The organism is Corynebacterium sp. HMSC074H12 (genome assembly GCF_001813755.1).
In the GTDB taxonomy this organism is placed as follows: Bacteria; Actinomycetota; Actinomycetes; order Mycobacteriales; family Mycobacteriaceae; genus Corynebacterium; species Corynebacterium hiratae.
The window spans coordinates 19,495-39,096 of the sequence record NZ_KV813940.1; the positions used below are offsets into that span (position 1 = coordinate 19,495).

At 62.5% G+C, this 19,602-nt stretch carries 22 protein-coding genes and 1 riboswitch; of the genes, 10 read left to right on the plus strand and 12 right to left on the minus strand.

Annotated features, from left to right (window positions below; translation table 11 throughout):
- Positions 1–19: 19 nt before the first annotated feature.
- The 4 genes from HMPREF2932_RS09845 (at position 20) to HMPREF2932_RS09860 (ending at position 4,457) form a co-directional block, all read left to right on the plus strand.
- Positions 20–1,630 carry a permuted SH3 domain-containing protein gene (locus HMPREF2932_RS09845; RefSeq protein ID WP_071410081.1) on the plus strand — a complete coding sequence of 537 codons (1,611 nt, stop codon included), beginning with the start codon at positions 20–22 and terminating at the stop codon, positions 1,628–1,630.
- Positions 1,627–2,301 carry an ABC transporter ATP-binding protein gene (locus HMPREF2932_RS09850; protein ID WP_070513416.1) on the plus strand — a complete coding sequence of 225 codons (675 nt, stop codon included), beginning with the start codon at positions 1,627–1,629 and terminating at the stop codon, positions 2,299–2,301. Before HMPREF2932_RS09845 ends, HMPREF2932_RS09850 begins: the two co-directional genes overlap by 4 nt.
- On the plus strand, positions 2,298–3,593 hold the full coding sequence (locus HMPREF2932_RS09855; protein WP_071410082.1) for an ABC transporter permease: 1,296 nt from the start codon (positions 2,298–2,300) through the stop codon (positions 3,591–3,593). Before HMPREF2932_RS09850 ends, HMPREF2932_RS09855 begins: the two co-directional genes overlap by 4 nt.
- 138 nt (positions 3,594–3,731) lie before the next feature.
- Positions 3,732–4,457, plus strand: a complete 726-nt coding sequence (locus HMPREF2932_RS09860; RefSeq protein WP_239663595.1) for a hypothetical protein — start codon at positions 3,732–3,734, stop codon at positions 4,455–4,457.
- A 139-nt stretch (positions 4,458–4,596) separates the two neighbouring features.
- Here the strand turns inward: HMPREF2932_RS09860 and HMPREF2932_RS09865 are convergent, their stop codons facing one another.
- Positions 4,597–4,911: a DMT family transporter gene (locus HMPREF2932_RS09865; protein WP_049154854.1), complete on the minus strand. Its 315-nt coding sequence runs from the start codon at positions 4,909–4,911 to the stop codon at positions 4,597–4,599.
- 11 nt (positions 4,912–4,922) lie between these two features.
- Positions 4,923–4,993: riboswitch (guanidine-III (ykkC-III) riboswitch) on the minus strand.
- A gap of 25 nt (positions 4,994–5,018) precedes the next feature.
- Between HMPREF2932_RS09865 and HMPREF2932_RS09870 the strand changes: the two genes are divergently transcribed.
- Positions 5,019–5,858, plus strand: coding sequence for an NAD(P)-dependent oxidoreductase (locus HMPREF2932_RS09870; RefSeq protein WP_049154878.1), 840 nt, complete (start codon positions 5,019–5,021; stop codon positions 5,856–5,858).
- Positions 5,859–5,898: 40 nt separating this feature from the next.
- On the opposite strand, the gene HMPREF2932_RS13470 is transcribed toward HMPREF2932_RS09870, so the two are convergent.
- Positions 5,899–6,090 carry a hypothetical protein gene (locus tag HMPREF2932_RS13470; protein WP_012714808.1) on the minus strand — a complete coding sequence of 64 codons (192 nt, stop codon included), beginning with the start codon at positions 6,088–6,090 and terminating at the stop codon, positions 5,899–5,901.
- A gap of 56 nt (positions 6,091–6,146) precedes the next feature.
- Entirely contained in the window at positions 6,147–6,284 is a 138-nt protein-coding gene (locus HMPREF2932_RS13610) for a hypothetical protein (RefSeq protein ID WP_010189784.1), read from the minus strand.
- Positions 6,285–6,502: 218 nt separating this feature from the next.
- Here HMPREF2932_RS13610 and HMPREF2932_RS09875 point away from each other — a divergent pair, with 218 nt between their 5' ends.
- The 5 genes from HMPREF2932_RS09875 to HMPREF2932_RS09895 all read left to right on the plus strand — a co-directional run bounded on the left by HMPREF2932_RS09875 (position 6,503) and on the right by HMPREF2932_RS09895 (position 10,279).
- Complete coding sequence (locus HMPREF2932_RS09875) at positions 6,503–7,081, plus strand: ABC transporter ATP-binding protein (RefSeq protein ID WP_049154855.1); 579 nt, start codon at positions 6,503–6,505, stop codon at positions 7,079–7,081.
- Positions 7,081–8,097, plus strand: coding sequence for a hypothetical protein (locus HMPREF2932_RS09880; protein WP_049154856.1), 1,017 nt, complete (start codon positions 7,081–7,083; stop codon positions 8,095–8,097). The genes HMPREF2932_RS09875 and HMPREF2932_RS09880 overlap by 1 nt, the downstream gene beginning before the upstream one ends.
- Positions 8,098–8,181: 84 nt before the next feature.
- Positions 8,182–9,693, plus strand: a complete 1,512-nt coding sequence (locus HMPREF2932_RS09885) for an ABC-F family ATP-binding cassette domain-containing protein (RefSeq protein WP_049154857.1) — start codon at positions 8,182–8,184, stop codon at positions 9,691–9,693.
- Positions 9,694–9,761: 68 nt separating this feature from the next.
- On the plus strand, positions 9,762–10,019 hold the full coding sequence (locus HMPREF2932_RS09890; protein WP_046647800.1) for a type II toxin-antitoxin system Phd/YefM family antitoxin: 258 nt from the start codon (positions 9,762–9,764) through the stop codon (positions 10,017–10,019).
- Between the two features lie 5 nt (positions 10,020–10,024).
- Positions 10,025–10,279, plus strand: a complete 255-nt coding sequence (locus tag HMPREF2932_RS09895; RefSeq protein ID WP_046647801.1) for a Txe/YoeB family addiction module toxin — start codon at positions 10,025–10,027, stop codon at positions 10,277–10,279.
- Here HMPREF2932_RS09895 and HMPREF2932_RS09900 read toward each other — a convergent pair whose 3' ends face one another.
- The 9 genes from HMPREF2932_RS09900 to HMPREF2932_RS09940 form a co-directional block, all read right to left on the minus strand.
- Positions 10,280–11,662: a protoporphyrinogen oxidase gene (locus tag HMPREF2932_RS09900; RefSeq protein ID WP_070547306.1), complete on the minus strand. Its 1,383-nt coding sequence runs from the start codon at positions 11,660–11,662 to the stop codon at positions 10,280–10,282.
- A complete protein-coding gene (hemE, locus tag HMPREF2932_RS09905) occupies positions 11,663–12,703 on the minus strand; it encodes a uroporphyrinogen decarboxylase (RefSeq protein ID WP_049154861.1) in 1,041 nt (346 codons plus the stop codon).
- Between the two features lie 38 nt (positions 12,704–12,741).
- Positions 12,742–13,239, minus strand: coding sequence for a hypothetical protein (locus HMPREF2932_RS09910; RefSeq protein ID WP_046647804.1), 498 nt, complete (start codon positions 13,237–13,239; stop codon positions 12,742–12,744).
- The gene (locus tag HMPREF2932_RS09915) at positions 13,236–13,949 is read right to left on the minus strand and encodes a hypothetical protein (protein WP_046647805.1); all 714 of its coding nucleotides are present in this window, start codon (positions 13,947–13,949) and stop codon (positions 13,236–13,238) included. The genes HMPREF2932_RS09910 and HMPREF2932_RS09915 overlap by 4 nt, the downstream gene beginning before the upstream one ends.
- A gap of 10 nt (positions 13,950–13,959) precedes the next feature.
- Positions 13,960–14,937 carry a porphobilinogen synthase gene (hemB, locus tag HMPREF2932_RS09920; RefSeq protein WP_049154862.1) on the minus strand — a complete coding sequence of 326 codons (978 nt, stop codon included), beginning with the start codon at positions 14,935–14,937 and terminating at the stop codon, positions 13,960–13,962.
- Positions 14,938–15,022: 85 nt separating this feature from the next.
- A complete protein-coding gene (locus HMPREF2932_RS09925; RefSeq protein ID WP_070754840.1) occupies positions 15,023–16,705 on the minus strand; it encodes a bifunctional uroporphyrinogen-III C-methyltransferase/uroporphyrinogen-III synthase in 1,683 nt (560 codons plus the stop codon).
- Positions 16,706–16,884: 179 nt separating this feature from the next.
- On the minus strand, positions 16,885–17,775 hold the full coding sequence (gene hemC, locus HMPREF2932_RS09930; protein WP_070754838.1) for a hydroxymethylbilane synthase: 891 nt from the start codon (positions 17,773–17,775) through the stop codon (positions 16,885–16,887).
- The gene (locus HMPREF2932_RS09935) at positions 17,776–19,152 is read right to left on the minus strand and encodes a glutamyl-tRNA reductase (protein WP_071410083.1); all 1,377 of its coding nucleotides are present in this window, start codon (positions 19,150–19,152) and stop codon (positions 17,776–17,778) included.
- A gap of 105 nt (positions 19,153–19,257) precedes the next feature.
- Positions 19,258–19,497 carry a glutaredoxin family protein gene (locus tag HMPREF2932_RS09940; RefSeq protein ID WP_070513456.1) on the minus strand — a complete coding sequence of 80 codons (240 nt, stop codon included), beginning with the start codon at positions 19,495–19,497 and terminating at the stop codon, positions 19,258–19,260.
- Positions 19,498–19,602: the final 105 nt, after the last annotated feature.

Consider the following 19,602-nt stretch of genomic DNA (forward strand, 5'->3'; position numbering starts at 1 on the left):
ACCTGACAGTAAGGGATTCATGAATAAGAAAGCTCTCGGCATCACTGCTGGCGCTATCGCTGCGGTTCTCCTCGCAGGCGGCGGTGGAATGTACGCACTAACCAGTGGGTCTTCCGATATTCAGCTCACCGCAACCGATGTCACGAAAACCACCAAAGAAGACCTGATCAGTTCCGTCTCCGCCTCCGGAACGGTTTCTGCCGAGCGCGAACTCTCACTGACCACCTCGCTGACCGGCCCCATCCAGTCCTTGGACGCGAAGGTGGGCGACCGCGTCGAGGCCCAGCAGCTGCTCGGCCGCATGGACACCACCGAAACCGAGCGCGAGCTCGAGGCCCAGCGCACCTCCCAGGAGGCCAGCAAGCTCGAGGCCGTCCACCAAATCGAGGATGCCCAGCTCCAGCTGCGCCAGCTTCAGGATTCCCTCGACCAAGGCCTCAACCCCGAGGTCAACAGCGCCCAGTCCGCCGTGAACTCGGCGCAGACCGAGTACGCCGAGGCGCAGCGCAAGCTCGACGATGCCCTCGCCGCCAAGGGCGACCGCCCCGAAATTGCCGAGGCCCGCGCCGCCGTCGAACAAGCACGCTCCGGGGTGCGCGATGCCGAGTCCAAGTCTTTCCAGTCCGCACTGGCCTCCCTCGGCACCGCCACCGAGGATCCTTCCGGAATCAACACCGCCAGCGCTTTCTTGAGCTACCTCGATTCCGATGAGGCCGTGCAGGACTCCGAGCGCCAGCTCAAGCAGTCCGAGGAATCCTATGGTCGCGTCCTCCGCGGCATCGACCGCGAACTAGGCGAACAACAGCGCGCCACCGCCGCCTCCTACCAAGCGGTTGCCGATGCCGAACGCGCGCTGCAAGCCAGCAACCTCGCCATCGAACAGCAGATTTCCTCCCAGTCCCAGGCGGTGAACCACGCGGTGGAATCGGCGGCGTCGGCAAGCGCGAACAACGCCAAGGAAAATGGGCCACTGGAGTACCGGCTCTCCCAGGCCGACCTGCGCTCCCCGCTGGCGGGCGTTGTCACCGCCGTCAATGGCCAGGCCGGCGCCCCGGCCGAAGGCCCCATCCTCACCGTGGCGGATGACTCCTCCCTGTTGGTGAAATCCACGGTCAAGGAGGGCGATATCGCCCGCATCAAGGTCGGCGATGAAGTTTCGTTCACCTCGCCGTCGAGCCCCGGCAAGGAATACAAAGGCAAGGTCACCTTCATCTCCCCCACCGCTGAGCAGCCCGATGTCGAGGCTGGCGCAGGCGGCGGCTCCGGCAAACCAACTGGCTCCTCCAAGCCCGAATTCCCAGTGCACATCCGTGTCGATGGCAACCGCGAGGGGCTGCGCCTCGGTTCCACCACGAAAGTGAAGATCATTACGAAGAAGGATAAGAACGTCATCACCGTGCCGCTCTCCGCCATCTATGAAGAAAGCGGCAAGAAGAACGTCCTCGTCATCGACAACGGCACGATCCAGGCGCGCGAGGTCAAGGTCGCCAGCGAATCTGATTTCTCCGCCGCCATCTCCTCCGGTCTCAAGGAGGGCGAGACCGTCATCAGCCAGGCGGATACGCACAAGGACATGGTCGGCATGTCCGCCTCCGTCGATGGCTCCAATGCTGCGGAAGAGAACGCATGAGCCGCCTCATTGAGATGCGGGGAATCGTCAAACGCTTCAACGAGGGCCTCGACAGCGAGCTGACCGTCATCCCGGGCCTCGACTTCAGCGTGGAGGAGGGCGAGTTCGTGGCCGTCGTTGGCCAGTCCGGATCCGGCAAATCCACGCTGATGAACATCATCGGCTTGCTCGACCGTCCCACCTCCGGCGAATACCAGCTGGCAGGCGTGGATGCGCTGGCGCTTGGCGACGACAAACTAGCCTCCTTCCGCGGCCAAAAAATTGGTTTCATCTTCCAGAACTTCAACCTGATCGGCCGCATGTCCGCGCTGAAGAACGTGGAGATGCCCATGGTCTATGCGGGCGTTTCGGCCCACGAGCGCACCCAGCGCGCGGAAGAGCTTCTGGAGATGGTCGGTATGAGCGACCGCATGAACCACCTGCCCAATGAGCTCTCCGGTGGTCAGAAGCAGCGCGTGGCGGTGGCCCGCGCCTTGGCCAACCAGCCGGAGATTCTCCTAGCGGACGAGCCCACCGGCGCGCTGGATTCGCAGACCGGCCGCATGGTCATGGACCTCTTCCACGAACTGCACCGCACGCATGGAAAGACCATTTTGTTTATTACCCACAACCCGGAATTGGCTGATGAGTGCAGCCGCACCGTCACGATGAAGGACGGTGTGCTGTCATGAATTTCGCTGAATCCACCAAGATGGCGCTGACCAGCCTGCGCACCAACAAGATGCGCTCGGCGCTGACGCTCTTGGGCGTCATCATCGGCATCGCCGCGGTGATCGCCATCGTCACGCTCGGCCACTCCTTGCAGGCCTCGGTTCAAAAAGACTTGGACAAGGTCGGCGCTAATAACTTCACCGTTCAGGTCAAGGAGCGCCCTGAGGAGGGCGAAGAGGAAGAAGCCGATGATCCCTTCATGGGCGGCGGCTTTGTCGAGGACGAGTCCTCGATGCTCACCCCGGACATGCTGGACCGCGCCAAGGAGGTCTTGGGAGATCAGATCGCCGGCATCAATATCGGCGAATACAGCTCCTATTCCGGCACCCTCGTGGTCGAGGGCACGTCCGGGGAGGAGACTGCCAACCTCCTCGTCCGCCCGACCAACCCGGACTATGTCTCCGGCTCTTCCTATTCCATCGTGGCCGGGCGCTTCCTCAGCGAGGATGATATCGACTCCAGCCGGGCAGTAACGATGCTGGATAAGGAAACAGCCACCAAGCTTTTCGACGCCCCTGAAGACGCCATTGGCCAATACGTGAGCTTTGAAAGCCAGGAGGCCTCTCCTATTGAACTCGCCGTCATCGGTGTTTTTGAAGAACCGCAAACCGGCCCTCTTGTAGGCGGTGGCCCCAGCCAATCCGCCTTCGTTCCTTACCCGCTGGAGGCCGAGTTCTCCGATTCCCCCGGTGCCGGCACCGCGTTCAGCGAGGTCACCGTTCGCGGCAACCCGGACTTGGACAAGGCCGCGGTGGCCAGCAACTTGCAGCGCGTCTTCGATAGCTACTACGAGGACAACCCTGACTACATGGTGAAGGTGTCTGACTTCAGCGATGACCTCGCATCCTTGAACCAGATCTTCACCACGATGAGCTTGGTTCTCGCGGCCATCGGCGGCATCTCGCTGCTCGTCGGCGGCATCGGCGTGATGAACATTATGCTCATCACCGTCACGGAGCGCACCCGCGAGATTGGCATCCGTAAGGCGCTTGGCGCACGCCGCCGCGATATCCGTATCCAGTTCATCACGGAGGCCATCGTGGTCTGCCTCATCGGTGGACTCATCGGCATCGCCATCGGCACCGCAGCCGGCATGGCGGGTGCGGCCGCCATCGGCTCACTCGTGGCGCCGCCGCTGTGGGCGGTCATCCTCTCGCTGCTCTTCTCGCTGGCTATTGGCCTCTTCTTTGGCTACTACCCCGCGGGCAAGGCCGCGAAGCTGGACCCGATTGAGGCACTGCGCTACGAATGATCCCACTCATCCTCCCGACTTATCAGGTATTCTAAAGCCCAAAATTTCGGGGGGACTCCATCTTGGATAAGTGGTGCGTTTTGAGTTCTTCGCACCCCAATCCCCTCTTGCCGGTACTTCCACTATCAAGAGGCACTCATGAAACTCATACAGCAAGATCTAGGTCATTCTGAAGCAGAGACCATACTTAGCGCATTGCCGGTGCCTCGCCGAAACACCTACCTCCACTTGGCTAAACAACACGGAGGCACCGATGCCGACATCGATATACTCGCAGCTTATCTTTACGTTTGGAATGGTTTCATGGCATCTGTTGTTGACAGAACAACTGGTGAAGTTGAGGTTCTCTTGCGTAACTTTATCGATTCAAGATTTAGAGAGTGGAACTCCTCGCCTCCAAGAAATGGCTCGCCAGACTGGTTGGAACACCCAGAAGCACCGCTTACTCAACTTGTGCTACCGGAAGGCCGCAGTCGGCTTGCGGACCTAGCGCATTGCGATAGCTCCTTCAGCCCACCGAATCACGATGATTATGTTGCAGGTTTGACCTTCGGTATTTGGGTTCACCTACTACCTAAACCTCACGCTGGAAACAAAAACCCACGAGTGGTTCTCTGGAATGAGGCTCTCGGACCACATGTTCACAAACTAAACCGAGTTGAATTCCAGCAGTACGCAATGCTGGTAAAAGACATGCGCAACCGAGCGACGCACCGTCGCCCTCTCATAAAAGACATCCCCAAACTAGAGAAGACCCATCAGTTCTCTATCGAGCTAGCTAAGGCCATAAATCCCAAAATGGGTGTCTGGATGCGCTCGGAACGGTGGATCCCTGAAGCGCTAAAGCAATTCCCGGCGAAATAAAAGATGGCCCCAGCGATGCTGGGGCCAGAGCCTATTTGCCTTGCGGCTTGATATCCAGAAGCCTACTACGCAAGTACACAGGCGTCCACCCACCGATATAATGATTCTTCTTCGTCGTCGTTTCAAACGACGACGCGCCCTAGTGCACCACCTTCAGCCCCACAATCCCACCAATGATCATGGCGAGGAACAGCACCTTCCACACGGTTGCCGCCTCGTGCCCGGCGGCGAAGGAGTAAATGACGGTGACCACCGCGCCCACGCCGGCCCACACCGCGTAAGCGGTGCCCACGGGGATGGACTTCATGGCCCAGCCCAACCCGCCCATCGAAATGGCGCAGGCAACGAAAAAGACCACCGAGGGCCACAGCCGGCTGAAGCCCTCCGACCTATCCAGCGCCGCTGCCCACACAGCCTCAAAGGCACCGGAGAAAATCAACACGAACCACGACATAGCCAGCCCTTTCTGGCCGTCTTGTCGCGTCACCGGGTACGGCTCTCTCGTCCGGGGCTCGCATGAATCGCGGCGAGCCTGCCCACAATGATGGCACACTGGGCGGCATGAAGATTGCATTCCTTGGTACTGGCCGTATGGGCACCGAGCTCGCCCGACACCTCCTCAAGAACCATGAGCTCACCGTGTGGAACCGCACCGCCGAGCGCGCGCAGCCGCTGGTCGACGCCGGCGCGACCCTCGCCGATTCCCCCACCGCCGCCGTGGAGGGCGCAGAGGTCATCATCACCTCGCTCTTTGGGCCCGATGACATCCGTGAGCAAGTCATTGATACCAACCTCATCCCCGAGGGTGTGACCTGGATCGATACCACGACCGTTTCCCCCGAGGCCGCCCGCGAATTCGCCGCAGCGGTCGACTCTTATGTCCACGCGCCCGTCGTTGGCTCGCTTGGCCCGGCGCGCGAAGGCAAGCTCGGCGTCTATGTGGGCACGCCTGACGACGACCGCCGCGAGCTCGCCATGACCATTGCCGAGCTCTGGGCCGACGAGAACAAGCTCATCGGCGTAGAATCCGCCGCCACCGCGGCGATTGGCAAACTCCTGGCCAACCTAGCCCTCGCCGTTACTGCGGAGGGAGTGCTGGAGGCACTGCACCTCGGTGAGTCTGAGGGCCTCGATTCCGAGGTCATCCTCGAGATGCTCGACATCACCGGCCTGGCCTTCATGAAGAACATGAAGGGGCCGTTCATCACCGGCGAGCGCAACACCACTCCGGGTGACTTCACCGTGGATGCCCTGTGCAAGGACGCCAAGCTCATGGAGATGACCGCCAACAAGCCGCTGCCTGCGGTGGCCGCCGCCATCGAACGCTTTGAGGAGCAGCAGGCCATGGGCCACGGCGACCAGGACTTCTCCTCCATCTTCGTCTTCCGCAACAAGGGCTAGCCCCGCACCTAGGTGCTGCGCTTTCCGACGAACTCTCGCTCTACTTCAGCGAAGCAGGCCGAACACGAGCGATAGCTTCGCCGGCGGATAGTGCCCCTGCGGCCACCTCGCGACCCAGCTGGCGCACATGCTCATCAGTAACATCGTGGCCTGCCAAACGTAGTGCAGCATCACTCAGCGCTAGCGGATCCCGCTCAGGGTCTTCATTTTGTACTTGATTCGAATTCAACACACGACTCCTAACGCGACGAAATAGCATTTCTGGCGGCACGATAATTGAAGCAATCCCTATTTAACTTGCGCCTTAGCGATAGCAATTGCTTCCTCGACCGTCATCTCACCTGAAACGACGGCACGGACAAGCGCTTCCTGCTCCGCAGTCATTTCGTGGCCAGCCAACAGAGAAACCCCCTTCGCAAAAGTCACGCTTTCCTCAACGCTCTTCTGTTGACTTGCTGCCCTTGCCAACTACGCCCTCCCCGAATTACCAGCTTTAGTTGCTCTCATTTTAGCAGCTCATAGCACCAATCCCAAGGGTGTTTCCCGCCTCTAGAAGAACGTTCAGGGCGTGCATTTTGCTACACTCAATCAATAAGTTTTAACTATTTTCTAGCCGCACAGTGTAAGGAGATCGCTGCCCAGCAATGCTTTCCATCGACGCCGATTATGGGCATTCCACGCCCCTTGGACATCTTGAGAAGGACTTCGCCCCAGGCCACATTTATGGCCTCGCTGGGCCCAATGGTTCAGGTAAGTCCACGTTGCTCGCAACGCTCGGCGGGGAGCTTGCCCCTCTCGATGGAGCAGTGGAGTGGGACGGACATCCTATCGGCACGAAGGAACAGCCGGGTGCTGTGATTACGGTTGCTGAGCCGGTTTTCCTCCCCGACCTCACCGTGGGCGAGCACCTGGACTTGATGGGAAAGGCGGCAGGGGTGGACGTCGCCAAGCTCTGCGAACTCTGGGCGCTTGAGCCTCTCCTTCCGCACCCCGCCTCGCGCCTGTCCTCGGGCCAGCGCCAGCGGGTGTTCTTGGCCGCACAGCTATACCAGCCAGCGCGCGCAGTGCTTATCGACGAGCCCGAGCGCCACCTCGACGCCACCTGGACCGAGTTCCTCGCAAGCGAATTGCGCTACCTAGCTGACGAGGAGAATCGCTGCATTGTCGTGGCCTCGCATTCCGACACGATCACCCAGGCCTGCGACGAGGTGGTGCAGCTGTGATGCGCACGCTGTCCCGGCTAGGTGATGGCATATGGTATCTCATCCTCGCCGGCATCGTCTTCGGCTTCGGTTACACAGTCTGGCAAGAAGTCGGCGCAGTCCTGCCTATCATCCCGGCGCGCATCACTCTGACTGGTATCGCTCCTATTGCCGGCATCGTGGGACTGCTCGCGCTTATGGTACTCACCGAGGCTCTCTATCCCCTGCGCGCGCTATCCCGGGAGCGTTGGGTGTACGTCGATCGCCCGCGCGGCAGGCTCCGTGGCACGGACTGGATCACGTGGGCGCAGCTGATTGGCTTCGGGGTGTTGGGGCTCGGCATCTGCGTGTCCACCGGGCTATCCCCGTGGTTCGCGCTGGCAGTCCCAGCCCTGCGTTTCGTCGTGGGGTGGCGCTCGTTCACGCTGGCTTCGCTTCTCAGCGCTGGGCGCACGCGCCTGGTCGGTGGATCTGGCCTTGGCCTGCTTGATTCGGAGGTCACCTCCGATGCCATTGCGAGCCAGTCCGCCTGGATTCCTCGTCGCGCCCATGCGCCCTCCACGTTGACGGGTCTCTTCTTCCGTCGTCTGGGACGACGGTGGTACATCGGCGTCGGTGCGCTCGCGGCCCTCGGCTTGACATTGGGGTTCGCCCCACAGCTCGGGGCGCTGGCTATCGTCGGATTCATGTCCGCGTGGAGCATCGTCGGCGCGGCGGTTGGGCGCGCCGCCTCCTTCGGCCGCGTCAGCGACGATGCATGGCCCGACTGGGGCCTTCCCCTTATCGCTTCTGTGGGCACGGCGCTTCTTGGTGCCGGTGTCCTCCTCTTGGTGTGGAAGCTCTCCGCCATCGCAGTGGTGCTCATCATCGCCGGTCTTAGCTGGGCGTCGTTTAAGCGTTCCCGCCCAGCACGGGTAGACAGCATGTCCATGCTGGATAGCGGCGGCTTCGGTGTCTCCTTCTCCCCCGAGGTGCTGCACTACATCACCCGCGGCGCCCTCGGCCTTGGCGTGGCGGCCCTTGCGCTGGGGTATTAGTCGGGGCTAGTCTTTCGGGCATGAAGATTTTTTCCTAATTCGACGTCACACTTTTACGCGACTTACTCGAAGGTGGATTTCTTCATGCCTATTTCTTTTTCTCATCTCACCGTCACCTGGCCCGACGGCACCCCTTGTTTCACGGACCTCAGCGGCACGTTTTCCTCCCACTTCACGGGCTTAGTTGGGGCGAATGGTTCCGGAAAATCAACGCTAGCCAAGGTACTTGCTGGTCTCATTGCCCCGACTTCGGGAACGGTATCCGCGGGCTCAGTCCTCTATGTCGACCAGGATTTAGGTCTCCATACGTCTGACACCATCGCCGAAGTCTTTGGCGCAACAGAGATCCTCAGTGCCATTGCCCGCATTGAGGCTGGCGAATACTCGGAAGAGCTCGCTGCCGCTGTTGGTGAGCAGTGGGATCTAGCAGAACGCATCGAGGCGGCTCTCGACGCTGCGGGTATCCCCTTCCCGCTGGATCGCACTATCGGCACATTGTCGGGTGGTGAAGCCGTGACTGTGGCGCTGACCGCCGCCTTCTTCCGCAAACCGGATTTCCTGATCCTCGACGAGCCCACCAACAACCTGGACTCCGAATCGCGCCAGCGCCTACTCGAGCTCATTCGCACCGCGCCGATGCCGGTTCTCGTCGTCTCACACGACCGCGAGCTCCTCGAGCACGCGGAAAGCATCGCGGAACTCTACCACGGAACACTTCGCGAGTTCGAGGGAAACTACTCCTCCTACCGCGCAGCGATTGATGCTGAGCAGGATTCCGCGCAGGCCAAGGTCAGGGAGACCAAGGCCGAACACCGCAAACAGATCCGCGAGCGCGCCGCTATGCAGACCCGCATCGCCCGCGATGCCCGCCGCGGCAAGAACTTCGCCGCCTCGAAGCGCAAACCCGGCATGGCCATGGGCTTGGACAAGAACCGTTCCGAGCGCTCCGCCGCTGGGCGTTCTCAACAGGCCAACGATGCAGTGTCTGCCGCCCAGTCGGCGCACGACAAGGCACAGCGCGCGCTTCGTGACGACACCCATGTCCACATCGACCTCCCCGGCACAGAGCTGCCCGCGGGCACCCGAGTGCTCGTCAGCGATCTGCTCAGCATCACTGGCCCCGAACGCGTTCGCCTCGCCGGGCCCAACGGCAGCGGCAAGACCACCTTCCTCAACCGCATTGTCCGCGGCGACGTCGAATACGCGCTGCCCTGTGGATACATCCGCCAGCGCATCGTCTTGCCTGAAGAGAAATCGGTGTTCGACATCGTGCGAGAGGCCAACCCCAGCGCCGACCCCCAGTTCCTGCGCGACCAGCTGGCCCAGATGCTCTTCATCAACGACAAGATCCACCAGCCCGTGGGACAGCTTTCTGGTGGCGAGCGCTTCCGCGTCGAAATCGCCCGCGTCCTGCTCAGCGATCCAGCCCCGCGCTTCCTGCTTCTCGACGAACCGACAAACAACCTCGATATCCCCACCACCGACTGGCTGATTGAGGTGCTCACGAGCTACCGCGGGGCATTCATCCTGGTCAGCCACGACGAGCACGTATGCGAGCGGCTAAACCTAACGCGCACTGTTCACGTGGCCTCATAAACTGAAACCTCTCTAGCGCTCATCCCCTTTTCGTTGTACAGTTTCTTGTACAAGAAGGGAGATAGCTTATGAAAACCATGTCTTACTCGGAATCGCGAGCAAGATACGCCGAGGTCCTACAGTCGGTCGTTGATGACCGTGAGGAAGTCATCATCACTCGCAATGGTCATGAGTCTGCAGTCATCGTTTCCTTAGATGACTACAACTCTCTTCGCGAAACCGCATACCTTCTGCGTTCCCCTCGCAATGCCCAGCGCCTGCTTGACTCCATCGAGAGTCTCAACGCCGGGGAAGCAACGGAGCACGAGCTCGTTGAGGAAGATTAAGCTTCATGATTCTTTCGTGGACAGAGGAAGCATGGGAGGACTACCTCTGGTGGCAAGCTCACAACAAGAAGATCCTCAAGAGAATCAATAGCCTCATTAAAGACATTGCACGAAACGGCAATGAAGGGATAGGAAAGCCCGAACCACTCAAGTTCGAGTTGGCCGGGTTCTGGTCTCGGCGAATTACCGAAGAGCACCGACTGATCTATCGCATTAAGGGCGCGACCATCGAGATTGCTGGGTGCAGATACCACTACTAGCTAGTTGACGAGCGCCTGCGCGGCAGCGCGGGCACCCGCGATGACGGCGGGCACGCCGACTCCATCAGCCCAGGCGCCGGCGGTGGCGATACCGGGGACGTCGGCAAGCTTGGCGCGGACCGCGGCAACGGTGGCCAGATGCTTTTCGTCATAGCGGGGGATGCCGCCGAACCAGCGCTGCGTGTAGATCTCCTCCACGCCGGCGGCGCGGCCGTCGAAGCCTGTGATCTTCTGCAGGTCATCGAGGGCGTAGTCCACCAGGTCATCCTCCTCCGCGCGCACGAGGGCGTCATCGCCGAAGCGGCCGAAGGAGGCGCGCACGAGGAAGCCCTCGCGCTCGTTCAGGTGCGGCCACTTATTAGAGGAGAGAGTGAAGGCCTTGGCGCGCAGGTCAGGCTCATCGGAGGCGACGAGGATGCCGGTGGCCTCCGGAAGGGAGTTGCCCTCCGGATCCGTGGCGGAGGCGAAATTGAAGCCGACAACCACAGAGGAAGCCAGCTGGACGGTGGACAGCTCCTGGGCGGCCTCGGGGGCTACGGCCTTGAGCAGGCGCGCGGTGGTCGGTGCCGGGGTGGCAAAGAGCACGCGGTCGAAGGGGCCGATAGCCCCCGGCGCGCCCTTGACCTCGAAGGCATCGCCCTTGCGCGTCACGCCGGAGACGAAGGTGTCCAGGTGGATCTGCGCACCGGACTTGTCAGCCAGGGCCTCGTAAAGCTCGGCGTAGCCGCCCTTGAAGGTTCCAAAGACGGAGCCTTCGGCCGGGCTGCGGCCGGACTCGATCTGCTTGATTGCGGCCGACAGCGTGACGGGGCCGTCCTTCGCCAGTGTGTCCAGCGTGGCCGCCAGGTGCGGAACCGTGGCGCGCAGGCCTAGGTCGTCGGCCGTACAGGAGTACACACCGCCGAGCAGCGCGGAGACCACGTGGTCCACCACGTCATCGCCGTACTGCTGGCGAACGAGCTGACCCACAGAGACATCCCCGCCGATCTCCCACTCGAAGGGCTGCTCGTTGGTGATGCGCTCGTTGGTCGCCTCGGAGAAGAAGTCCTGCGGCTCGGAAGGAATACCCATGACCCCGCCCTGCGGCAGGAAGTGCAGCTCGCCGCCGGTGTACACGCGCGGGCGCAACTCCGGATTGGGCTCCACAAAGGAATCCTGCAGGCCGAGCTCCGTGAAGAAGTCCACGGCGTCCTGGCGGCGGCGGATGAAGGCCTCCGCGCCCATGTCCGTCGGACCGCCGTTGAAGGCCACGGTGTGCAGCTTGCCGCCGATGCGATCCGCTGCTTCAAAGACGAAGATGTCGTGGGAGCCCTCAGTGTTCTGCTTGATTTCCCATGCCGCGGTGAGGCCCGCGAGGCCCGCACCGATGATCGCGATCTTCATTTAGCCCTCCTCGTGGATGATGGCGACGGCACGGGTAATGGCCTCCGCCTCCGTGGTCGGCAGCACGCCGTGGCCAAGGTTCCAGATGTGTCCACGCAGGTTGCCTGCCGCGCGGGCGGCATCTATTTCTGCCTTGATGGCGCGTACTTCCTTGCGCACCGCATCCTCGCCGGCGAACAGCAGGGCTGGGTCGAGGTTGCCCTGGAGAATGTCCGCGTTGACGCGGGCCGCGGCGGCATCCATGCTCACGCGGTAGTCCACGCCCATGACCTCAGAACCGGCCTCCGACATCGCGCCGAGCAGCTCGCCAGTCCCCACGCCGAAGTGAATGCGCGGCACGCGGCCTTCTGCGACCTTAAGGATCTGCTCCGAATAAGGCAGCACGAACTCGCGGTAATCGCGCTCATTGAGGTAACCCGCCCAGGAATCGAAGAGCTGCATGGCGTCGATGCCGGCATCCAGCTGGAGCTCCAAGAAAGAAATGATCGTCGGGGTCAGGCGCTCCATGAGCTGGTGCCAGGTCTCCGGATCGGAATGCATGAGTGCCTTGGTACGCTCGTGGTTCTTCGAGGGGCCGCCCTCAATGAGGTAGCTGGCCAAGGTGAAGGGTGCGCCGACGAAGCCGATGAGGGCCTGCTTGTCGGTGAGCTCGCTCAGAATGATCTCAATGCCTTGGCGGACCTCGGGCACATCCACGTCGAGGATAGGCAGGTTGTCCACGTCCTCCGTGGTGCGCACGGGTGCATCCATGACGGGGCCGCGGCCGGGGACGATCTCCACGCCAACGCCCGCGGCTTTGAGCGGGACGACGATATCGCTGAACAAGATGGCGCCGTCGACATCGTGGCGGCGCACCGGCTGCAGGGTGATCTCCGCGAGGAGCTCCGGCATGAAACAGGAATCCAGCATGCTGATTCCCTCGCGCACCTTGCGGTACTCCGGCAAAGAGCGCCCCGCCTGGCGCATGAACCAGACGGGCGGGCGGGAGGGCGTGTGGCCAGTAGCGGCAGCAATTAGCGGCGCATCAGACAGTCGAGACATACCGTCCATTATGAATCAAAAGTTGGAGTAGGCGCCAATCAGGAGTTTTGGGCGCGACGGGCCTTGATGAAAGCCGTTGAATCCGGGTGAAAGAGGAAGTAGATGGCCACCATGAGCGCCATCGGGATAAGCAGCAAGAGCAGCCCGCCCACGCCCGCGATCAGCGCCGCAATGCTGACGAACATGGTGTAGGCAGACACCGCGGTGATGATGCGGCGCGCCCATACTGAGCCGCTTGCCAGCTGCGCGGAGCAGGCCGCGATGATGACGGCACCCACCACGTTGGAGATGGCCGCAAAACGCGTGTTGAAGCGGATATAGTCCACCTGCTCCGGGCTGAGCTGGGTGTTCGTCACCGATGTATAGGAACCAAAGATCCCCACCATTCCGGCGGTGAGCATGACAATTGCGGCAATCACGCAGACCCAGTAGGCAATGCGCAGCTGCGAAGGCCAGGTGGAAAAGTCTTGCTCACCCTGCTTCTTAGGGCGGCGTGGGCGGCGGTTATAGTCCGCGGGACCGGGGCGCTCGCTCATCGCTTGCCGTCCTTGTTGTCTTCTTTCTCCCTGTCCTTTTCTTTATTGTCCTTGTTCTTCTTCTCGCGCTCCTCCAGGTTTTCCTGGCGGCGCTGCTCCTCCATCTCCTTGCGCATCTGGCGCAGCTGCTCCATCTCGCCGGTGTACTCGAGCACCTCTTCCTTGGTGGAGAACATCAAGCCCATCACGGCCGCCACGCCGACGAGGATCTGCACGGCACCATCGAGTAAGAAGAGCCAATCCGGCGCGCTCGCCCCGGCGGGGCTGCTGATGAAGACGATGAGCACGCGGAGGCCAAAGTAGAGGGAGAAGGCGAACCACAGGCGCCGGCCAGTACCGGCTGCCTTGGAGTTCTTGTGGATAAAGCCCAGCATGATGCCCAACAGCACCACGATGGCGAGTGAAATCAGCGAGCTAAACGCCACCGAGCCATAGCCCACGAGCTGTACGAGGGCATCGCTGACGTCCTGCCCGGACTTCTCCGCTGCGGACTCCGCCGTAGTGCGGGCCTGGGCAAAGAGCTCCTCCCTATTCAGCAGGGTCAGCACGATGCTCAAGACCAGGTGCACCACCTCGAGCACCAAGGCAACGGTCCACACCTTGAGCATGAGGGAGACGGCTTCGGTGCGCTTGGCCTGCTCCTTATCCGGCTCCGTATCCTGCTTCGCCGGCTTGTGTGCCGACGGCGTAGTGTTCGGGCTGAACGTCACGATTCTCCTTTTACTTGAGCAAGCGGGCGGCGTCCGTGGCGAAGTAGGTCAGGATCTGATCCGCGCCCGCGCGCTTGAACGCGGTCAAGGACTCCAGCATAACGGCCTCGCCATCGATCCACCCGTTCTGGGAAGCGGCCTGAATCATCGCGTACTCGCCGGAGACCTGGTATACAGCTACCGGCACGGAGGAGCGCTCGACAGCACCGGCCAGCACATCGAGGTACGGCAGGCCAGGCTTAACCATGACGATGTCCGCGCCTTCCTCGATGTCCAGGTCCACTTCCAGCATGGACTCGCGGAAATTACGCGGGTCCTGCTGGTAGGTGCGGCGGTCGCCCTCCAGGGAGGAGCCCACGGCATCGCGGAAGGGGCCGAAGAAGGCCGAAGCGTACTTGGCCGAGTAGGCCATGATGGCAACATCCTCGTGGCCGGCCTCATCGAGGGCCTCGCGGATCGCGGCAATCTGACCATCCATCATGCCGGAAGGGCTGACCATGTGCGCGCCAGCACGGGCCTGGGAGCGGGCCATATCCTGGTAGAGCTCCACGGTTTCATCGTTGAGCACGCGGCCCTGGTCATCGACCACGCCGCAGTGGCCGTGGGAGGTGAACTCGTCGAGGCAGGTATCCGCCATGACGATGAGGTCATCGCCGAATTCCTGACGCAGCTCCGCAATCGCCACGTTGAGGATGCCCTGCGGGTCCCAGGCCACGGAGCCGGTCGCGTCCTTATCCTCTTCGCGCGGCACGCCGAAGAGGTCAACGCAGGTCACGCCCGCATCGAGGGCCTCGTGCGCGGCACGCTTGAGGGAATCCAGGCTGTGCTGCTGCACGCCCGGCATGGAGGGGATATCACGGGGTTCGTTCAGACCGTCGACCACGAACATCGGGAGGATGAGGTCGGAGGGGCGCAGCGAGGTTTCCGCAACCAAATCCCTAAAAGCCGGGTTCTGACGTAGGCGGCGGGGGCGGCGAGCAATGCTCATGAGTAAAAACTCTCCTTTGAGCTACGAGAAAATTGAACTACCTTCTCGACTCTAGTCGCCCCTCTCCTGCCCGCCCAGAAGCGGTCTACGCCGTCTTCTTGCGCGAGCGGCGCTTCTTGCGCGGAGCAGGAAGGTTGCCGGCAGCGCGCAGGGCCGCGACGTGGTCAGCGAGGGCGTCGACAAGCATCGGCACGTCCGCGACCTCCGGGACCACGTCCACGCGCAGGCCCACCTCCTCGGCCGCCGCCTTGGTGGAGGGGCCAATGCAGGCGATGATGGTGCGGGTATGCGGCTTGCCCGCAATGCCGACGAGGTTGCGCACCGTCGACGGCGAGGTAAAGGCCACGGCGTCGAAGCCGCCGGTCTTGATCATGTCGCGGATCTCCGCGGCCGGCGGGGCCGCACGCACCGTGCGGTAGGCTACGACATCATCGACTTCCCAGCCCAAGTCCAGCAGGCCAGTCACCAGCGCCTCGCCGGCGATATCGGCGCGCGGCAGCAGTACACGCCCCACGGCGTCGATATCCTCAACGTAGTTGGGGAAGACCTCCACGAGGCCCTCGGCGTTCTGCTTCGTCGCCGGCGGCAACAGCTCCGGGACCATGCCTTTGGCGCGAATAGCATCGGCGGTCTTCTGCCCCACCGCAGCTAGGTGCACGCCGGCAAAGTCGCGAGCGTCGAGGCCGAGTTCCGCGATCTTCTTCCACACTGCGCTCACCGCATTGACGGAGGTGAACACGACCCACTTGTAGCGGCCCTCGACAATGCCCTTGATGGCGCGATCCATCTGCGCCGGGTTGCGCGGCGGCTCCACGGAAATAGTGGGCACCGACTGCGGAATGGCGCCGTGGCCGGCCAGGCGAGCGCTCATCGCCGCGGCCTGCTCCTTCGTGCGCGGCACCAGCACGCGCCAACCATAGAGCGAACGATTCTCCCACCAGGAGTACTTCGAGCGGTCATCAAAGCTGCGCCCCAGCGTGACCACGAGCTCGCCCGGCAACTCAGCATCGAGCTTGCCGAGTGTTCCCAGCGTGGTTTCGTGGGTGCGCTGCAGACGCGTGGTGCCGTGCACGGTGACGTACGCTTCCGTCTCCGCCGGCATCCCGCGCTCCACCAGCTCGGCGGAAATAACCGGCAGGTCATCTGCCGTGGCCTGCAAAACCAGCGGCTGCGTCGCGGTGGCCAGTGCGTCCCAGTCCGCGCCTTCCGTGATATCGGCCTCGGTATAGGTCGCACCAAGAGCAATGCCCGCGAAGGACGGAACCGTCGAGGGCAGAGACATGCCCGGGACCACCTGGAATTCCATGCCAGCGGCGGCCACGGCGGTGATCTCCGCCTTGATGGACTCACGGTTGAGCGGGTTACCGGTAACCAGACGGATCACGTCGTGCCCCTCGGCGCGCTCGAGCGCGTTACGCAGTTGCTTGACGACGTCCCCCTCGACCTCCTCAAACACCGCCGCCGTCGGCGGTGCCGGGCGTGGCGGCTTGCGGCGCGCACCCGCTTCCTTGGCAGCGGCGCAGATGCGCTCGTACTCTTCCTCGGCGGCGTCGAGAAGCTCCTGCGGAACCGGCACCTGCTGCGCCACCATGTCACGCACGCCCTGCGAGACCCCCGGGTCGGTGACGACGTTGGCGGTCGTCTCCAGAACCTCGCGGGCGCGGACGGTCAGCAGGTCGGGATTACCTGGGCCGGCACCGACGAAGACGACTTTGCCCAGATCAGACTTACCCAGCTCAGGCTGGGTATCCGGCACGGCATTGCTCATAAGGTTCTTTTCTAGTTTGTAGATTCCGAGTGCCCCAGCGCCGAAGCGTGGCAGGCGCGGGAGTGGAGACAAGAAAGCCCCTCACTCGCGAGTTAAGGGGCCCTTAATCATTGCTCTCAATGATCGTGTGCTAGATACACACTAAAGGAAAAGGCCCGAAACCAAAAATCTACGTGCGATTACTCCGCTGCCAGTACGTCTGCAGCTCCCTGCGCGAAGAGCTCCTTGGAGACCGCGCGCCCCAATTCTTCAGCCTCGTCCGCTGCTCCTTGAGCCTGAGCGATGAGCTGGCGGGAGCCGTCGAGGGCGAAGACACCGCCACGAACGACCAGCTGCTCGCCTTCCCAGTGGGAAGTGGCAGCGACCGGCGCGGTGCAACCGGCCTCCAGTTGGGAAAGCACGGTGCGCTCGGCGCGGGTGGCGGCGGTGGCGGGGCCGTCGGCAAGCAAGGCGATGGCCTTCGCTGCCTCGGTTCCCTTGACGGCCTCGATAGCCAGCGCGCCCTGCGCAGGCGCAGGCATGAAGACCTCCGGATCGAAGACCTCGGTGGCGCGGTTCGCGTAACCCGCGCGCACGAGGCCGGCGTAGGCCAGAAGGACGGCGTCGAGCTCGCCGCTGGTGACCTTGCCCATGCGGGTATCGATGTTGCCGCGCAGCGGACGGATATCCAGGTCCGGGCGCATAGCGCGCAGCTGACTGATGCGCCGCGGCGCGGAGGTCCCCACACGTGCGCCCTCCGGCAGCTCCTTGAGGGTCAGGCCATCGCGGGCAATGAGCGCCTCACGGACGTCCTGGCGCTGCGGAACCACGAGGTCGAAACGGTCATCGGCAGCCGTGGGCAGGTCCTTAAAAGAGTGCACTGCGATCTCGCACTCGCCGCGGGCGACGGCCTCACGCAGGGCCTGGGTAAACACGCCCACGCCGATGCGCTCCACGGGAGCCATATTGACGTCACCCTGCGTGGTGACGATGTGCAGCTCAGCCTCATAGCCTTCCTCTTGCAGCCACTCTTGCACGTGGCCCGACTGAGTCGTGGCCAGGAGGGATCCTCGGGTACCGATCTTCAACATCTATGCGTCCTTTTCTTCCTTAGTGCTTTCCGCGGCTTCCATCTGCGCGGCGTCCGGCAGCTCCGCCACGTCCACGGCGACGCCGCTGCCCTCCAGGTGGAGTCCAAAAAGCTCCTGCAGTGCGGTCTCGTGGCTCACGGTGCCAGAGTTCGCCGCGAGCTGCTTCGCGCGGACCGTGGGCTCGTGCAGCAGCTTATCCGCAACGCGCTTGAGGGCGCGATTGATATCTCCCATCTGGCGCTCATCCAGCTCCGGGTGCTTCTGCTCCAGCCGCGCTACCTCGCACTGGACCAGGTTCGCGGCCCGCTTGCGCAGAGCTGAGACCGCCGGGACGACGTCGCGGACGCGTTGCTCAGAGGCATAGGCTTCCAGCTCTTCGCTGACGATGCGCCGCGCCTGCGCGTGCGGGCTGGTACCGGCGGCCAGGTCGGTATCGGCTGCCTGCAGGGAGTTGCTGAGCCTCTCGATGTTGACCAGATCGACTCCCTCGACCTCTGCCACAGCGTCATCAATATCGCGCGGCAGAGAGAGATCCACGAGCATCAGCTCGCGGTCGGCTACGTGATAGCGCTCGACGTCGGCCGCCGTAATAGTGAAGCCCTGGGCTCCCGTGGCGGAAATTGCCACGTCCACATCGCGCAGGGCCTGGGCGCGCACCGAGAAGTCGATAACGTCCGCGTACACGCCCGCCTCATGGGCATGCTGTGCCACGCGCTCCGCACGGGCAATGGTGCGGTTCGCGATAATTAGCTGCGCACCCAGGCGCCCCGCGTGCGTTGCCGCGAGCGAGGCCATCGCGCCTGCGCCCAAGATGAGCACGCGCTTGCCCGCGAGATCTTCCCTGCCCATGCGGCTCAGCGCCTGATCAAAAGCAAAGGAGACCATGGAGGAGCCCGCCTCATCGATCTCGGTTTCGGAATGCACCCGCTTGCCGGTGCGCAGCGCGGACTGCGCCAGCGCATGGATGCGCGGGCCGACGGTTCCTTGCTCCGAAGCAAACTGGTAGGCGGTGCGCACCTGGCCGATGATCTGCTGCTCCCCTACCACCATCGAGTCCAAGCCTGAGGCCACCATCATGAGGTGCTCAGCGACGGCGTCGGCATAGCGCACATAGAGATAGGAGCGCAGCTTCTCCTCCTCCACCCCGGAAACGTCAGCGAGGTTGCGCACGACATCCTGGACCCCGGTGTGGAAAGAGTTGGTGACGGTGTATACCTCGAGGCGGTTGCAGGTGGAGATAATCATCGCCTCGCTCAGCGAGCCCGCCGACACCATGGCCCGGCAAGTGTCATTCTGCACGGTCTCGTCCATGCTCAGCTTTTCCAGCAGCGCCACCGGCGCCGACTGATGCGACATGCCCACGACGAGCACACTCATGCACAACCCTCCAGTTTTGCATCATCCCTTTGGATGACATAGATCATCCAAAAGACTACTAGTTGTCATCTCGTTTCCGAAACTCACGGAAGTGCCCACAGAAAGCTAGTCCGCCAGCGCCTGCGCTAGCTCCTCATTGTCCACTTCCCAGCAGGAGAATTCCTCTCCATCAATAACCACAACAGGAACGCGATCGCCGTATTCCATGGCCAGCTCCGCATCCTCATCGACGTTGCACACTTTAAGCTCTGCCCCAGCGTGACGGACCACCGGGGTAATCTGCTCCAGAACGCGCGCGCAGGAGCCGCACGTGGTACGCACCATCAGTTCGACGACGTGGGACATAAAGCTCTCCTCGGTAGGACGTAGAACGTTTCGCGGTTTACTATGGACACGTTAGTCCGCCCACCCTATGAAAGCTGAACGCGTGCCCCTCCCGCTCCCTCCTGG

Bases quoted from the DNA above. Each gene is read 5' to 3' on its own strand.
- HMPREF2932_RS09845 (WP_071410081.1), top strand. From the start codon at position 20: ATGAATAAGAAAGCTCTCGGCATCACTGCTGGCGCTATCGCTGCGGTT.
- HMPREF2932_RS09850 (WP_070513416.1), top strand. From the start codon at position 1,627: ATGAGCCGCCTCATTGAGATGCGGGGAATCGTCAAACGCTTCAACGAG.
- HMPREF2932_RS09855 (WP_071410082.1), top strand. From the start codon at position 2,298: ATGAATTTCGCTGAATCCACCAAGATGGCGCTGACCAGCCTGCGCACC.
- HMPREF2932_RS09860 (WP_239663595.1), top strand. From the start codon at position 3,732: ATGAAACTCATACAGCAAGATCTAGGTCATTCTGAAGCAGAGACCATA.
- HMPREF2932_RS09865 (WP_049154854.1), bottom strand. From the start codon at position 4,911: ATGTCGTGGTTCGTGTTGATTTTCTCCGGTGCCTTTGAGGCTGTGTGG.
- HMPREF2932_RS09870 (WP_049154878.1), top strand. From the start codon at position 5,019: ATGAAGATTGCATTCCTTGGTACTGGCCGTATGGGCACCGAGCTCGCC.
- HMPREF2932_RS09875 (WP_049154855.1), top strand. From the start codon at position 6,503: ATGCTTTCCATCGACGCCGATTATGGGCATTCCACGCCCCTTGGACAT.
- HMPREF2932_RS09880 (WP_049154856.1), top strand. From the start codon at position 7,081: ATGCGCACGCTGTCCCGGCTAGGTGATGGCATATGGTATCTCATCCTC.
- HMPREF2932_RS09885 (WP_049154857.1), top strand. From the start codon at position 8,182: ATGCCTATTTCTTTTTCTCATCTCACCGTCACCTGGCCCGACGGCACC.
- HMPREF2932_RS09890 (WP_046647800.1), top strand. From the start codon at position 9,762: ATGAAAACCATGTCTTACTCGGAATCGCGAGCAAGATACGCCGAGGTC.
- HMPREF2932_RS09895 (WP_046647801.1), top strand. From the start codon at position 10,025: ATGATTCTTTCGTGGACAGAGGAAGCATGGGAGGACTACCTCTGGTGG.
- HMPREF2932_RS09900 (WP_070547306.1), bottom strand. From the start codon at position 11,662: ATGAAGATCGCGATCATCGGTGCGGGCCTCGCGGGCCTCACCGCGGCA.
- hemE (WP_049154861.1), bottom strand. From the start codon at position 12,703: ATGTCTCGACTGTCTGATGCGCCGCTAATTGCTGCCGCTACTGGCCAC.
- HMPREF2932_RS09910 (WP_046647804.1), bottom strand. From the start codon at position 13,239: ATGAGCGAGCGCCCCGGTCCCGCGGACTATAACCGCCGCCCACGCCGC.
- hemB (WP_049154862.1), bottom strand. From the start codon at position 14,937: ATGAGCATTGCTCGCCGCCCCCGCCGCCTACGTCAGAACCCGGCTTTT.
- HMPREF2932_RS09925 (WP_070754840.1), bottom strand. From the start codon at position 16,705: ATGAGCAATGCCGTGCCGGATACCCAGCCTGAGCTGGGTAAGTCTGAT.
- hemC (WP_070754838.1), bottom strand. From the start codon at position 17,775: ATGTTGAAGATCGGTACCCGAGGATCCCTCCTGGCCACGACTCAGTCG.
- HMPREF2932_RS09935 (WP_071410083.1), bottom strand. From the start codon at position 19,152: ATGAGTGTGCTCGTCGTGGGCATGTCGCATCAGTCGGCGCCGGTGGCG.
- HMPREF2932_RS09940 (WP_070513456.1), bottom strand. From the start codon at position 19,497: ATGTCCCACGTCGTCGAACTGATGGTGCGTACCACGTGCGGCTCCTGC.